General features: G+C 73.9%; 12 protein-coding genes and 1 pseudogene. 9 read left to right on the top strand and 4 right to left on the bottom strand.

The genetic code is table 11. From position 1 onward, the window contains the following. The first annotated feature begins 230 nt into the window (after positions 1 to 230). From ACF1AG_RS19140 to mug, 7 genes are all read left to right on the top strand, one after another. Positions 231 to 2,798, top strand: coding sequence for an ABC transporter permease (locus ACF1AG_RS19140; protein ID WP_391810083.1), 2,568 nt, complete (start codon positions 231 to 233; stop codon positions 2,796 to 2,798). Between the two features lie 75 nt (positions 2,799 to 2,873). After that, the gene (locus ACF1AG_RS19135) at positions 2,874 to 3,311 is read left to right on the top strand and encodes a GNAT family N-acetyltransferase (protein ID WP_359604236.1); all 438 of its coding nucleotides are present in this window, start codon (positions 2,874 to 2,876) and stop codon (positions 3,309 to 3,311) included. Between the two features lie 156 nt (positions 3,312 to 3,467). Then, positions 3,468 to 4,841, top strand: a complete 1,374-nt coding sequence (locus tag ACF1AG_RS19130; protein ID WP_359604238.1) for a hemolysin family protein — start codon at positions 3,468 to 3,470, stop codon at positions 4,839 to 4,841. Then, the gene (locus ACF1AG_RS19125) at positions 4,838 to 5,851 is read left to right on the top strand and encodes a hemolysin family protein (RefSeq protein WP_359604240.1); all 1,014 of its coding nucleotides are present in this window, start codon (positions 4,838 to 4,840) and stop codon (positions 5,849 to 5,851) included. The genes ACF1AG_RS19130 and ACF1AG_RS19125 overlap by 4 nt, the downstream gene beginning before the upstream one ends. 71 nt (positions 5,852 to 5,922) lie before the next feature. Next, positions 5,923 to 6,714, top strand: a complete 792-nt coding sequence (locus tag ACF1AG_RS19120) for an SGNH/GDSL hydrolase family protein (protein WP_359604242.1) — start codon at positions 5,923 to 5,925, stop codon at positions 6,712 to 6,714. Positions 6,715 to 6,787: 73 nt separating this feature from the next. Continuing rightward, positions 6,788 to 8,230, top strand: a complete 1,443-nt coding sequence (gene purB / locus ACF1AG_RS19115) for an adenylosuccinate lyase (protein ID WP_359744999.1) — start codon at positions 6,788 to 6,790, stop codon at positions 8,228 to 8,230. 44 nt (positions 8,231 to 8,274) lie between these two features. After that, on the top strand, positions 8,275 to 8,775 hold the full coding sequence (gene mug, locus ACF1AG_RS19110) for a G/U mismatch-specific DNA glycosylase (RefSeq protein WP_359604246.1): 501 nt from the start codon (positions 8,275 to 8,277) through the stop codon (positions 8,773 to 8,775). Between the two features lie 24 nt (positions 8,776 to 8,799). Here the strand turns inward: mug and ACF1AG_RS19105 are convergent, their stop codons facing one another. Both ACF1AG_RS19105 and ACF1AG_RS19100 read right to left on the bottom strand, forming a co-directional pair. Beyond that, positions 8,800 to 9,237 (bottom strand): hypothetical protein, encoded by a 438-nt coding sequence (locus tag ACF1AG_RS19105; RefSeq protein ID WP_387797175.1) that lies wholly within the window; start codon positions 9,235 to 9,237, stop codon positions 8,800 to 8,802. Between the two features lie 55 nt (positions 9,238 to 9,292). After that, positions 9,293 to 9,823: pseudogene (locus ACF1AG_RS19100) on the bottom strand (ABC transporter permease); the annotation flags it as partial. 140 nt (positions 9,824 to 9,963) lie between these two features. Between ACF1AG_RS19100 and ACF1AG_RS19095 the strand changes: the two are divergent. After that, on the top strand, positions 9,964 to 11,121 hold the full coding sequence (locus ACF1AG_RS19095) for an ROK family transcriptional regulator (RefSeq protein ID WP_359604250.1): 1,158 nt from the start codon (positions 9,964 to 9,966) through the stop codon (positions 11,119 to 11,121). A gap of 81 nt (positions 11,122 to 11,202) precedes the next feature. Here ACF1AG_RS19095 and ACF1AG_RS19090 read toward each other — a convergent pair whose 3' ends face one another. After that, entirely contained in the window at positions 11,203 to 11,964 is a 762-nt protein-coding gene (locus ACF1AG_RS19090) for a GntR family transcriptional regulator (protein WP_359604251.1), read from the bottom strand. 179 nt (positions 11,965 to 12,143) lie between these two features. Continuing rightward, positions 12,144 to 13,031: an RNA polymerase sigma-70 factor gene (locus ACF1AG_RS19085; RefSeq protein ID WP_359604253.1), complete on the bottom strand. Its 888-nt coding sequence runs from the start codon at positions 13,029 to 13,031 to the stop codon at positions 12,144 to 12,146. Between the two features lie 147 nt (positions 13,032 to 13,178). Here ACF1AG_RS19085 and ACF1AG_RS19080 point away from each other — a divergent pair, with 147 nt between their 5' ends. Then, positions 13,179 to 14,009: an alpha/beta fold hydrolase gene (locus ACF1AG_RS19080; RefSeq protein WP_359604255.1), complete on the top strand. Its 831-nt coding sequence runs from the start codon at positions 13,179 to 13,181 to the stop codon at positions 14,007 to 14,009. The last annotated feature ends 107 nt before the right edge of the window (positions 14,010 to 14,116 follow it).

Below are 14,116 nucleotides of genomic sequence, written 5' to 3'. Positions count from 1 at the left end.
CCCGCCGCAAGGCGAGGGAACGCCGGGGGCCGCGCCCTCGGGTGCCGCATCCGCGGGCACCGCGCCGCAGGACGGCGGGCGGCAGGGTGCCTCGCCCGCAGCCGGCGGAAGGCGGAGCGTTCCGCCGCAGGGCGGCAGGTCGCCGGACGCCTCGTCCCCCGGCGCGGGGACGACGCGCCCCGCGTCACCCGGCGGCGCCGGAGAGCCGGGCGGCGGGGAGGGCTGACGGCGTGCTGAAAGCGACTCTGCGGAGTTTTCTCGCGCACAAGGGGCGGCTTCTGCTGTCCGCCCTCGCCGTCGTGCTGTCCGTCGCGTTCGTCGCGGGCAGTCTGATCTTCTCCGACACCGTCGGCCGTACCTTCGACCGGCTGTTCGCCTCCAGTTCCGCCGACGTGACGGTGCAGCCGCGTGAGGACCTGCGGGCCGCGGTGCCGACCGGGGCCGTGGCGACGGTGCCCGCCGGGCTTGCCCGGCGGCTCGGCGGCGTCGGGGGCGTGGCGTCGGCCCACCCGGACGTCGAGGTGGAGAACGTCACCGTCGTCGACGACCGCAACGAGTCCGTCGGCCCGACCACCGGCGCGCCGACCCTCGCCGTGGACTGGCACGTCACCGAGCGCAGTGTCGTGGAGCTGACCTCCGGCCGCACCCCGCGCGGGGACGGCGAGGCCGTGCTGGACGCGGACACGGCGGCCGCCAAGGGTGTGGAGATCGGCGACGCGCTGACCGTGCAGGCGCAGCCGGGTTCGTTCCGCGTCGAGGTGGTCGGGATCGCCACCTTCACCACCACCAACCCGGGCGCGGCCCTGGTGTTCCTCGACCCGAAGGTGGCGGCCACCCGTCTGCTGGGCTCGGCGGACCGGGCCACCAGCGTCTCCGTGCAGGCGGCTCCGGGTGTGCCGGACGCGGAGCTGAAGCGGCGGATCACCGCGGAACTCGGCGCCGGGGCGTACGAGATCAGGACGGCGGACGAGCTGGCGAAGAGCGCCTCCGAGGAGCTGGGCGCGTTCCTCGACGTCATCAAGTACGCGATGCTCGGCTTCGCCGGGATCGCCGTGCTCGTGGGCGTGTTCCTCATCGTCAACACGTTCTCCATGCTCATCGCCCAGCGCACGCGCGAGCTGGGCCTGCTGCGGGCGCTCGGCGCGGACCGGCGGCAGGTACGGCGTTCGGTGCTGACGGAGGCGGTGCTGCTGGGGCTGGCGGGATCGACGGCGGGCCTGGCGGCCGGGGTGGGGTTGGCCTTCGGGCTGATCCGGCTGATGGGCGCCTTCGGGATGAACCTCAGGACCACGGAGATGGTGGTCGGCTGGGCCACGCCCGTCTCCGCGTACGTGGTGGGCGTGGGCGTCACCTTCGTCGCCGCGTACCTGCCGGCCCGTCGCGCGGCGGCCGTCTCCCCGATGGCCGCGCTGGCCGACGCGGAGGTCGCCGGGGTGGGCCGGCCGCTGCGGGCCCGCGCGGTGGCCGGAGGCGTCGTCGGCGCCCTCGGCGCGGCGGCGCTGCTGGGCTGTGCGCTGTCGGGCGACACGGCGACGGCGGCGTCCCTGCTGGGCATCGGGGTCGTGCTCACCCTGGTGGCCACCGTCGTCGCGGGCCCGCTGCTGGTGCGGCCCGTGATCAGGGTGCTGGGCGCCGCGTTCCCCGCGCTGTTCGGCGCGGTGGGCCGGATGAGCCGGCGCAACGCCCTGCGCAACCCGCGCCGTACCGGGGCCACGGCCGCCGCGTTGATGGTGGGGCTGGCCCTGGTGGGCGGTCTGTCGGTGGCCAGCGCGTCGATGTCCCGGTCCTTCGACGAGCAGATCGACAAGACACTGGGCGCGGATTTCGTGATCCAGAACGCCAGCTTCATGCCGTTCCCGCCGGAGGTCACCGACCGGGTGCGGGACACCGAGGGCGTGGGTCTGGTCGTACGGCAGCGGTTCGCGCCGGTGGCGGTGCGGCTGCCGGACGGCGAGCGGATCGAGACCACCGCCACCGGGTACGACGACGGCGTCGACGACGTCGCCCGGGTGACGTACGCCGAGGGCGGCACGGCAGCCGCGCTGGCCGACGGCGCAATCGCCATGGACGCGGGGTTCGCGGCCGAGCACGGGGTGCGCCGGGGCGACCGGGTGCCGCTGGAGTTCCCCGGCGGGCGCACCGCCGCGTTCACGGTGGCCGCCCTGACCGACATGGCGGGCGGCGAGGGATTCGGGATGCGCGGCGGGCTGTTCTTCGGCATGGCCGCCGTCGATGAGTACGTGCCGGGCGGCCAGGACTCCGCGCTGTACGTCAACGCGGCGGCCGGCACCTCCCCGGACGAACTGCGTGACCGGCTGGAGGCGACGCTCGACCCGTATCCGCAGGTTCAGGCGCGCGACCAGGCCGACTACAAGGAGCTGGTGCACGAGCAGATCGCCGTGCTGCTGTACCTGGTGTACGCCCTCCTGGGGCTGGCCATCGTGATCGCGGTGCTGGGCGTGGTCAACACGCTCGCGCTGTCGGTGGTGGAGCGCACCCGGGAGATCGGGCTGCTGCGGGCGATCGGGCTCGGCCGGCGGCAGCTGCGGCGCATGATCCGGCTGGAGTCCGTGGTGATCGCGGTGTTCGGCGCGGTGCTGGGCCTGTCACTCGGGCTGGTGTGGGGCGTGTGCATCCAGCAGGTGCTGGAGCTCGAGGGCATGACCGCCTTCGCGGTGCCCTGGGGCACGGTCGTGGCGGTGGTCGTCGGGTCCGGGGTGGTGGGCGTGGCAGCGGCGCTGCTGCCGGCCCTGCGGGCGTCGCGGATGAACGTGCTGGAGGCCATCGCCCACGAGTGAGCCGGCCTCCCCGTCAGCGGTCCGCATGGTGGAATTCCGTGATCACGCCGCCGCGGCCGTGCTGGGATCGGCCGCATGGGTGAATCTACGAGCGCACCGCGGATCCGGGCCGCCGGCCCCGACGACCTCGACGCCGTGCTGGCCTTCTGGAAGACGGCCGCCGAGGGCACCAGCATCAGCGACGACCGGGACGGCGTGGAGCGGCTGGTCGCCCGCGACCCCGAGGCGCTGATCCTCGCCGAGCGGGACGGGGAGCTGGTCGGCACGGTGATCGCGGGCTTCGACGGCTGGCGATGCCATCTGTACCGGCTGGCGGTGCACCCGGACCACCGCCGCCGGGGCATCGCGACGGCGCTGCTGGCCGCCGCGGAGGGGCGGTTCACGGCGCTCGGCGGGCGCCGCGCCGACGCGATGGTGCTGCAGCGCAACGAGACCGCCCATCATGCGTGGGGCGCGGCGGGGTATGCGCCGGAAGAACGCTGGCGGCGCTGGGTGAAACCCCTCAGCGGGTGATCCACGGCCCGTCGGCCTCCCCGTCCGTCCTCCCCCGGTGAGGGCCGCCCGGCCCTCCGTGAAAGGTCGTGTCACCGCCCGTGGGCCCGCCTCCGGTTGCCGCCGACATCGCGCGTCCGACCCCGTCCTGTCCGAGGATGGGACGGAGGTGACCCGATGACCGAAGTGCTCCTCCTGCTGGCGGCGATCGCGCTGTCCCTCCTGTGCGGGGCGTTCGTGGCGGCCGAGTTCTCCCTCACCACGGTCGAGCGGGCCGAGCTGGAGAGGGCGGTGGAGCGCGGCGAGCGGGGCGCCGCCGGCGCGCTCAAGGCCGTCCGCAGCCTGACCTTCCAGCTCTCCGGGGCCCAGCTCGGCATCACCGTCACCAACCTGGTGGTCGGCATGCTGTCCGAGCCGTCGATCGCCGCGCTGATCGGGGGCCCGCTGCAGGACCTCGGCGCCTCGGAGTCGCTGGCCCGCTCGCTGGCGCTGGTGATCGGCACCGGCCTGTCGACGGTGTTCCTGATGGTGGTCGGCGAGCTGGTGCCGAAGAACTGGGCGATCTCCTCGCCGCTCGCGGTCGCGAAACGGGTGGGCAACGCCCAGCGCTGGTTCAGCGCCGCGTTCCGCCCGTTCATCACCCATCTGAACAACTCGGCCAACCGGCTGGTGCGCCGGATCGGGCTGGAGCCGGCCGAGGAGCTGGAGTCCGCGCGCAGCCCTCAGGAGCTGGCAGCGCTGGCCCGGCACTCCGCCAAGGAGGGCGCCCTGGAACCGGACACCGCCGAGCTGTTCGTCCGCACCCTGAACCTCGCCGACCTCACGGCGGAGAACGTGATGACCCCCCGCGTCCAGGTCATCGCCCTGGAGGAGAGCGCGACCTGCGAGGACGTGGCCAACGTGACCCGCGCGACCGGGCTGTCCCGGTTCCCCGTATACCGCGAGACGCTGGACCGGGTCGTCGGCACGGCGCACGTGAAGGACGTGCTGGCGCTGCCCGCCGAGCGCCGTACCGAGGTGCCCGTGTCGGAGCTGATGCGCGAACCGCTGCTGGTGCCCGAGTCGCTCACCGTGGACCGGCTGCTCGACCGGCTGTCCGGCCGCCGCACCATGGCCGTCGTCATCGACGAGTACGGCGGCACGGCGGGTGTGGCCACCCTGGAGGACATCGTGGAGGAGGTCGTCGGCGAGGTCCGCGACGAGCACGACCCGCACGAGACCCCCGACCTGGCGCCGGCCGGCACCGACGAGGCGGGCCACGAGCTGTTCTCCGCCGACGGCTCCGCGCGCCTGGACCAGTTGGCCCGGGTGGGGCTGCGCGCCCCGGAGGGGCCGTACGAGACGCTGGCCGGGCTGGTGGCCGCCGAGCTGGGCCGGATACCGGAGGCCGGGGACGCCGTCGAGGTGGCCGGCTGGCGTCTGGAGGTCGCGGACGCGTCGGGCCGCCGCGCGGCGCGCGTGCTGCTGCGGGCGCCCCTCGACGACGGGGAGCCGGACGGCGACGGAACCGCGTCCGCCGACACCCATGACCATCCGGGGGCCCGCCGATGACCGCCGTGCAACTGCTGATCGGCCTGGGCACCCTGGTCGCCAACGCCTTCTTCGTCGGCGCGGAGTTCGCCCTGATCTCGGTGCGCCGCAGCCAGATCGAGCCGTACGCGGACGAGGGCGACCGGCGCGCCAAGCGGGTGCTGTGGGGGCTCGAGCACGTGTCGGCGCTGCTGGCGGCGGCGCAGCTGGGCATCACGCTGTGCACTCTGATCCTCGGCATCGTCGCCGAGCCGGCCATCGCGCATCTGCTGGAACCGGTGTTCCACGCGGTGGGCGTCCCGGAGGGCGCCGGCCACGCGGTGTCGTTCGTGATCGCGCTGACCCTGGCCACGTATCTGCACATGCTGCTGGGCGAGATGGTGCCGAAGAACATCGCGCTCGCCGAGCCGGTGCGCAGCGCGCTGCTTCTGGGCCCGCCGCTGGTGGCGCTGTCCCGCGCGCTGCGCCCGGTGATCTTCACCGTCAACGCCTTCGCGAACACGCTGCTGCGGCTGCTGCGGGTGGAGACGCGCGACGAGGTGGCCGCGTCGTTCTCGGACGCCGAGCTGGCGCAGATCGTGAAGGACTCCGGTGAGGCGGGCCTGATCGACGACCGGGCCCGCGAACGGCTGAACGACGCGCTGGAGCTGGGCCGGCGTCCGGTGCGGGACGTGGTGCTGCCGCTGGAGCGGGTGGTCTACGCGCGCGTGGGCGTCACGCCGGAGGAGCTGGAGGGGCTGTCGGCGGAGTCCGGCTTCTCGCGGTTCCCGGTGGTGGACGAGCAGCGGCGCATCATCGGCTATCTGCACGTCAAGGACGCCCTGGACGCCTCGCCGCGGGACATGCCGTTCCGGCTGCGGGACATGCGGTCGATCGCGCGGGTCCGGGAGAGCACGCCGCTGGACGACGTGCTCACCGCGATGCGGCGCAGCCGTACGCATCTGGCGGCCGTGCTCGGCGCGGACGGGCGGATGGCAGGGCTGGTGACGATGGAGGACGTGCTGCGGGAGCTGTTCGGGCAGCGCGCCTGAGCTGCTGCTTCCGCGCCGGGGGAAGGTGACCGACCGGCGGGTATGTGCCAGGGACTACCATTTCTGTCGCCATGCAGACGAATTCCACCCCCAGCACCCCCGCCCACACCAGCCTCGTGGCCCTGGGCGACTCCTTCACCGAAGGCATGTCGGACCTGCTGCCCGACGGCACCTACCGCGGCTGGGCCGACCTGCTCGCGGCCCGGATGGCCGCCGTCACGCCCGGCTTCCGGTACGCCAACCTCGCGGTGCGCGGCAAGCTGATCCAGCAGATCGTCGACGAGCAGGTCGACCGCGCGGCGGCCATGGGCGCCGACGTGATCACCCTGGTCGGCGGTCTCAACGACACGCTGCGCCCCAAGTGCGACATGGTCCGGGTGCGGGACCTGCTCACCGAGGCCGTGGAGCGGCTGGCCCCGCACTGCAAGCAGCTCGTGCTGATGCGCAGCCCGGGCCGTCAGGGACCGGTGCTGGAGCGGTTCCGCCCCCGTATGGAGACGCTGTTCGCGGTCGTCGACGAGCTCGCCGCCCGGCACGACGCGGTGGTGGTCGACCTGTACGGGGCGCCCGCGCTCGGCGACCCCCGGCTGTGGGACGTGGACCGGCTGCACCTCACCGGCGAGGGGCACCGCAGGGTCGCGGAGGCGGTGTGGCAGACGCTCGGTTACCCGGCGGAGGACCCGGAGTGGCAGCTGCCCCCGGAGGCGACGCTGCCGCCGCACTGGGTGGCGCGCCGGGTCGAGGACGCGCGGTTCGCTCGCCGGCACCTGCTGCCGTGGATCGGCCGCCGGCTCACCGGCCGCTCCTCCGGGGACGGCCTGCCGCCCAAGCGCCCCGAGCTGCTGCCGTTCGAGACGGCGTGACGGTCCTTTCGTACGTTCCTCCAGGTCACCCCGTGGCGCGGGCCTGCACGAATCGCCAGTAGACTCCCTGTACGTGACTGCTGCGCCCGCCAAGCCCCGTATCCCGAACGTCCTCGCCGGACGGTACGCCTCCGCCGAGCTCGCCACGCTCTGGTCGCCCGAGCAGAAGGTGAGGCTCGAGCGGCAGCTCTGGCTCGCCGTGCTGAAGGCCCAGAAGGACCTCGGGATCGAGGTGCCCGACACGGCCATCGCCGACTACGAGCGGGTCCTCGACACCGTCGACCTGGCCTCGATCGCCGAGCGGGAGAAGGTCACCCGCCATGACGTGAAGGCACGGATCGAGGAGTTCAACGACCTCGCCGGGCACGAGCACGTGCACAAGGGCATGACCTCCCGCGACCTCACCGAGAACGTCGAGCAGCTGCAGATCCGGCTCTCGCTGGAGCTGATGCGCGACCGCTCCGTGGCCGTGCTGGCCCGCCTCGGCAAGCTGGCCGGGGAGTACGGCGAGCTGGTCATGGCCGGACGTTCGCACAACGTGGCCGCGCAGGCCACCACCCTCGGCAAGCGCTTCGCGACCGCCGCCGACGAGCTGCTGGTGGCCTACGGGCGGCTGGAGGAGCTGCTGGGCCGCTACCCGCTGCGCGGCATCAAGGGCCCGGTCGGCACCGCTCAGGACATGCTGGACCTGCTCGGCGGGGACGCGGCCAAGCTGGCCGAGCTGGAGAACCGGATCGCCGGTCACCTGGGCTTCTCCCAGGCGTTCACGTCCGTCGGCCAGGTCTACCCGCGCTCCCTGGACTACGAGGTCGTCACCGCGCTGGTGCAGCTGGCCGCCGCGCCGTCCTCGCTGGCGAAGACGGTCCGGCTGATGGCCGGGCACGAGCTGGTCACCGAGGGCTTCAAGCCCGGCCAGGTCGGCTCGTCCGCGATGCCGCACAAGATGAACACGCGCTCCTGCGAGCGGGTCAACGGCCTGATGGTGATCCTGCGCGGCTACGCCTCGATGACGGGCGAACTGGCGGGCGACCAGTGGAACGAGGGCGACGTGTCATGCTCCGTGGTGCGCCGGGTCGCGCTGCCGGACGCGTTCTTCGCGCTCGACGGACTGCTGGAGACGTTCCTGACCGTGCTCGACGAGTTCGGCGCGTTCCCGGCCGTCGTGGCCCGGGAGCTGGACCGCTACCTGCCGTTCCTCGCCACGACCAAGGTGCTGATGGGCGCGGTCCGCGCGGGCGTCGGCCGTGAGGTCGCCCATGAGGCGATCAAGGAGAACGCCGTCGCCACCGCGCTCGCCATGCGGGAGCAGGGCGCCGAGCGCAACGACCTGCTCGACAAGCTCGCCGCCGACGAGCGGCTGCCGCTGGACCGCGCCGAGCTGGAGGCGCTGATGGCGGACAAGCTGTCCTTCACCGGCGCCGCGAGCGACCAGGTCGCGACCGTGGTCGGCCGGATCGACGCGATCGTGAAGCAGCACCCGGAAGCCGCCGGCTACACCCCCGGGGCGATCCTCTGAGGCGCTTCACCCAGGAGGAACTGGAGGCCGCCCGCGACCGCCTCGTGCCGGACGTGGTCGCGGACGGTCTGCGGGTGCTGTTCTGCGGCATCAACCCGGGGCTGATGACGGCCGCCACGGGCCACCACTTCGCGCGGCCCGGCAACCGCTTCTGGCCCGCCCTGCACCGCTCCGGTTTCACCCCGCGACAGCTGCCGCCGTCGGAGCAGCGGGAGCTGCTGTCGTACGGGCTGGGCATCACCAACGTGGTGGCGCGGGCGACCGCGCGGGCCGACGAGCTGAGCGCCGAGGAGTACCGGGAGGGCGGGCGGGAGCTCGCCGTGAAGGTGGCCCGGCTGCGTCCGCGCTGGCTGGCCGTGCTCGGCGTGACCGCGTACCGGGCGGCGTTCGACGACCGCACGGCCAAGGTGGGGCCGCAGGTGCGTACCATCGGCGAGTCCCGCGTGTGGGTGCTGCCCAATCCCAGCGGACTGAACGCGCACTGGACGCCGGAGACGCTCGCCGAGGAGTTCGCCCGGCTGCGGGAGGCGGCGGAGCAGGAGTGACGGGTTCCTGAGGATCTGTGCCTCCTAGGGCGGCGCCGTCTCCGTGGCCACGGCCAGGAGCTGCACGGGGGCGCTCGGGTCCCGGTCGGCGAGCGCGACCGCGACCCAGCGGCCGGTCCCCCGTACCTCCCACAGCCAGGCAACACCCGCGTGGTGACTCAGCCATCCCCACGGCTCGGGTATGTCCTCCCGCTCCGTGCGCAGCTGCACCGTCCGCAGGTTGTACGGGTCGGTGTCGCCCCAGCGGGAGGCGAGCAGTTCGTACACCGCGTCGCGGTCCTTCTCGAACTGGTCCACCGTCACCGCCCGGCCCGCCGGGTCGAGGTCCGGGCGGTCGCCGGTCTCCAGCACGGCGACATGGTGGCCCGGTCCCGAGGAGCCGACGTCCGACGGGCCGTGCTCCGCCGGGAAGGGCCGGAAGCACAGCTCGTCGATGAGGGCGATGTGCCGGGCGAGGTTCATGGCTCCAGTAAACCCGCAGCCACTGACAGTTGGCGGCGGGTCAACCGGCCACTCCTCATGCGTCCTGACGGCGCAGCCGCCACGCACCGGCCAGCAGGGCCGCGGCCGTCCAGCACGCGGTGACGGCAAGTCCCGTCCACGGGCCGAGCGTTCCCTCGGGCACGCTGCGCAGTGCCGCCTGCCCCGCCCGGTCCGGCAGGAAGTCGGCGACAGCCCCGAGCGCGTCACCGATCACGAACGACACGATCAGCACGAACGGGATCAGCACCGACAGGGTGGCCGTCCCGCTCCGCAGCAGCGTGCCGAGTCCGGCCGCGAACAGCGCCATGAGCGTGAGGTGGACGGCTCCGCCGGCCACGCCGCGGACCTGGTCGGCGGTGGTGAGGACGTCGGCCGCGTCGCCGAGCCCGGCCAGTCCGGCGAGGAGCGCCGCAAGGGACGTCACCAGGGCCACGAGGAGCACGACGGCGGCGATCGCGGCGACCTTGGCGGCGAACCACAGCCCGCGACGCGGGACCGCCGTCAGCGACAGCCGCACGGCGGCGCCCTCCCGGTACTCCGCGGACACGGCGAGGGAGCCGACGGCGTACGAGTCGGGGTTCGTGGCGCCGGGCTGAGCGGGCCGTGTGAGAGGCGGGGCGGCGGGGGTGCCCGCCCGGTGGTCGCCCGGGTGCGCCGCGCCGAGTACGATCCGCCCAACACGCGCACGAGCTGGGAGGACGGACGGTGGGTCGGCTGACCGGCGGGGATCCCTCGCTGCTGCGGAGGATCAACTCCGCGGTGGTGCTGCACGCGCTGCGGGCCACGGACTGCGCGACGCTGACCGAGGTGACCCGGGTGACGGGGTTGTCCCGGCCGACCGTCGAGGGCGTCGTGGAGGGCCTGATCGAGGCGGGTCTGGTCGTGGAGGCGGCGGCCGACGAGGGCGCCGCTCGCCGTCAGGGCCGTCCGGCGCGGCGGTTCCGCTTCCGGGCGGAGGCGGGGCATCTGCTGGGCCTGGAGATCGGCGTGCACCGGGTGGCCGCGCTGCTGGCCGACCTGGACGGCCGGGTGATCGGCGCGCAGGTGCGGGACGTGGACGAGACGGTCGACGCCGACGAGCGTCTGGACCGGCTGCGGGGAGCGGTCGCGGAGCTGCTGCGGCGGGCCGGTGTGCCGCGCGGCTCGCTGCGGGCGGTCGGCGTGGGCACCCCCGGCATCGTCGACGCGGACGGCACGGTGCGGCTGGGCACGGCGTTGCCGGGCTGGACGGGGCTGGGCCTCGGCGAGCGGCTGAGCCGTTCCTTCGAGTGCCCGGTGCTGGTGGAGAACGACGCCAACGCGGCGGTGGTCGCTGAGCACTGGAAGGGCTCGGCGAAGGGCCGCGACGACGTGGTGTTCGTGCTGGCGGGGCTGAGCCCGGGGGCCGGTTCGCTGATCGGCGGGCGGCTGCACCGGGGGTACGGCGGGGCGGCCGGTGAGATCGGGGCGCTGCATCTGCTGGGGCGGGAGGCGACGCCGGAGACGCTGCTGTCGACCACGGACGAGCCGCTGCACCCGCTGGACGAGCAGGCCGTGGCCCAGGTGTTCGCGCAGGCGCGCCAGGGCGACCAGCGGGCGCTGGCGGCGATGGACCGGTTCATCCAGCGGCTGGTGCACGACGTGGCGGCGCTGGTGCTGGCGCTCGACCCGGAGCTGGTCGTGATCGGGGGATGGGCGGCCGGTCTCGACGGGGTGCTGGAGCCGCTGCGCCGCGAGCTGGCCCGTTACTGTCTGCGCCCGCCGGAGGTCACCCTGTCCCTGCTGGGCGAGGCGGCGGTGGCGACGGGCGCGGTGCGGCTGGCGCTCGACCACGTCGAGGAGCAGTTGTTCGCCGTGGAGGGCACGGTGACGGCCCGGCGGTGACGGACGCCGGCCCCTGACGTTCGCGCGCGCCGTGGGGCGGGGCCCCACGGCGCGTCGACGGTGCGTCAAAGAGCTCCGGGGTCAGGACGCCTGGCGCTCGGGGCCGTGGTGTATCTCGACGCCGCCGGAGTCGCCGAAGGTCAGGCGGCATGTGTCCGCGCGGTAGGTGGCCACCGAGAGGGCGGCGGTGCGACCGCGAGCGATGTAGCGGGTGGTGACGACGAGGACGGGGGCGCCGGGCAGGCGGTCCAGTTCCCTGGCCTCGTCCGCGCCGGCCGAGCCGAGCTCCACGGCGTTCTCCTGGCGCTCGAGCTCCAGGCGCTGCAGTTCCCGCAGCACCGCGCGGGCACGCGCCGCACCGGACGGGGCGTCGATCCCGGAGAGGTCGGGCACCGAGGCGGCCGGGATGTACAGCAGCTCGGACGCGACGGGCTGACCGCGCGAGACGCGGGAGCGGCGCACGACGTGCACGGCCTCGTCGCTGCCGGTCACCAAGGGCTCGGCGAGCGCGGCGGGCGGCACCTCGAGCCGGCAGTCCACGGCGTGCCACGCGTCGTCCGGGCCGCCGGGCCAGGCGTGCTGCTCGCTGCCGACGGAGACGCCCATGCGCGGCGGGGCGACGGTGGTGCCCACCCCGCGACGGCGCTGGAGCCGGCCTTCCAGCTCGAGCTGTTCCAGGGCCTGCCGGAGCGTGGCGCGCGCGACGCCGAAGCGGGCGGCGAGGTCGCGCTCGTTGGGCAGGATCTCGCCCACGGAGAACTCCGAGTCCAGCGCCTCGGTGAGCACGGTCTTCAGATGCCAGTACTTCGGTTCCGGCACCGATTCCAGCTGCGTGGTCCCCACCCTGTCCTCCACGATCGCCGTGTCCGGCGGCGTTTTAGCGCCCTTGTTTATTAAAGGTTGTTTCACTTCTACGCGACGATAGGGGGGCCACCGGACTTGGTCAATACCAATCGGCGGCGCGCCGGATCGCCCTCGGCGCGCGGTGCGGCGAGGGCGTACGCACAAGGGGCGCGAGGGGCTTACGGGAGCGCCGTGAGGGCGGCCAGCTTGTCGGGGTTGCGAATGACGTAGACCGTGCGGATCCGGTCGCCGTCGGCGTCGATCTGCACGACCGTGTCGGGCTTCCCGCCGGACAGCACGAGCACGGCGGGACCGCCGTTGAGCTCGACCCTGCGCACGGACACGTCGGGCAGCCCCTTGCCGGCCACCCCGACGAAGAAGCGGCCCACACGGTCGGCGCCTTCCAGGACGCGCAGCGGGGCGCGCGCCTTGCCGCCGCTGTCGCCGACAAGCCGGACGTCCGGGGCGAGCAGCTCCATCAGGCCCGCCAGGTCTCCCCCGGCAGCCGCGTCCAGGAAGCGTTCGGTGAGGTCGCGGCGGCGGGCGGGGTCGACGTCGTAGCGGGGGCGCCGTTCGCCGACATGACGGCGGGCGCGGGCGCCGAGCCGGCGTACGGCCGCCTCGCCACGGTCGAGCATGGCCGCGATGTCGGCGTACGGGTAGGCGAACGCCTCCCTCAGCACGAACACCGCGCGCTCCAGCGGGGAGAGCGTCTCCATGACGACGAGCACCGCGAGGGAGACGGAGTCGGCGAGCACGGCGCGCTCCTCGGTGTCCGTCCCGGTGTCGCCGAAGTCGGTGACGTAGGGCTCGGGGAGCCAGGGGCCGACGTAGGTCTCGCCGCGCGCCTTGATCTGCCGGAGCCGGTCGACGGCGAGTCGGGTGGTGATCCGCACGAGGAAGCCGCGTGGTTCACGGACGTCGGTCCGGTCGCCGGCGGACCAGCGCAGCCAGGCGTCCTGGACGACGTCCTCGGCGTCGGCCGCACGCCCCAGCATGCGGTAGGCGATGCCCATGAGGACGGGGCGATGTTCCTCGAAGAGGGTGGTCGCGGTGTCGGCGGTCACCACGTCATCCCAGCGGACGTCACGTGATGTGTCCAGGCGTGACGGGCTACCCGTCGGTAGCAATTGCTGACAAGCTGTCTACGACGTTGGGGCAAGGCCCCCGTAGGCCCCCGTCCGCCATCCACGAGTCCGAACGAGGAGCACCCCATGTCCGCGACCGTCACCTACCAGGTCCCCTCTCCGCGGGGCCCGCAGTCCGTGACCTTGTCCTACGCGCGCGTGGGGCGCGGTGAACCGCTGCTTCTGCTGCACGGCATCGGGCACCACCGGCAGGCCTGGGACCCGGTCGTGGACATCCTGGCCACCGAGCGCGAGGTGATCGCCGTGGACCTGCCCGGCTTCGGCGCCTCGCCCGCCCTGCCCGACGGCCTGGACCACGATCTGCCCACCATGACCGCCGCGCTCGGCGGGCTGTGCGAGGCGCTGGAGCTGGACCGGCCGCACGTCGCCGGCAACTCCCTGGGCGGGCTGCTCGCCCTGGAGATGGGGCGGGCGCGGATGGTGCGGTCGGTGACGGCGCTGTCCCCCGCCGGGTTCTGGACGCAGGCCGAGCGGCGGTACGCGTTCACCGTGCTGTCCGCCATGCGGGGCATCGCGGGGCGGATGCCGGTGCGGATGGTCGAAGGCCTGGCCCGGTCGGCGGTCGGGCGGACCGTGCTGACCAGCACGATCTACGCCCGGCCCGGGCGGCGGGCGCCGGAGGCGGTGGTCGCCGAGACACGGGCGCTGGCCGAGGCGACCGGGTTCGCGCCGACGTTGCGGGCGGGCGGGTCCGTGCAGTTCACGGAGGACGTGCGGGGTGTCCCGGTGACGGTCGCGTGGGGGGCGCGGGACCGGTTGCTCGTTCCCCGGCAGGGGGTGCGGGCGAAGCAGATCATTCCCAGGGCGCGGTTGGTGCGGTTGCCGGGGTGCGGGCATGTGCCGATGAACGACGATCCGGCTCTGGTGGCGCGGGTTCTGCTGGACGGCAGTCGCTAGGCCGTACGTTCGGCACGGGGCGGTGGCGGCTTGTCGCGCACTTCCCCCGCGCCCCTGGAGGCGTGTTGTTCATCCGCAGTTCGTCGAGCGGGCGTAGGTGTGGGTGT

This window comes from Streptomyces sp. NPDC014764 (genome assembly GCF_043082785.1).
Lineage (GTDB): Bacteria > Actinomycetota > Actinomycetes > Streptomycetales > Streptomycetaceae > Streptomyces > Streptomyces althioticus.
Note: the sequence above shows the minus strand (reverse complement) of the source record. Positions and strands in the feature narration are given on the sequence as shown.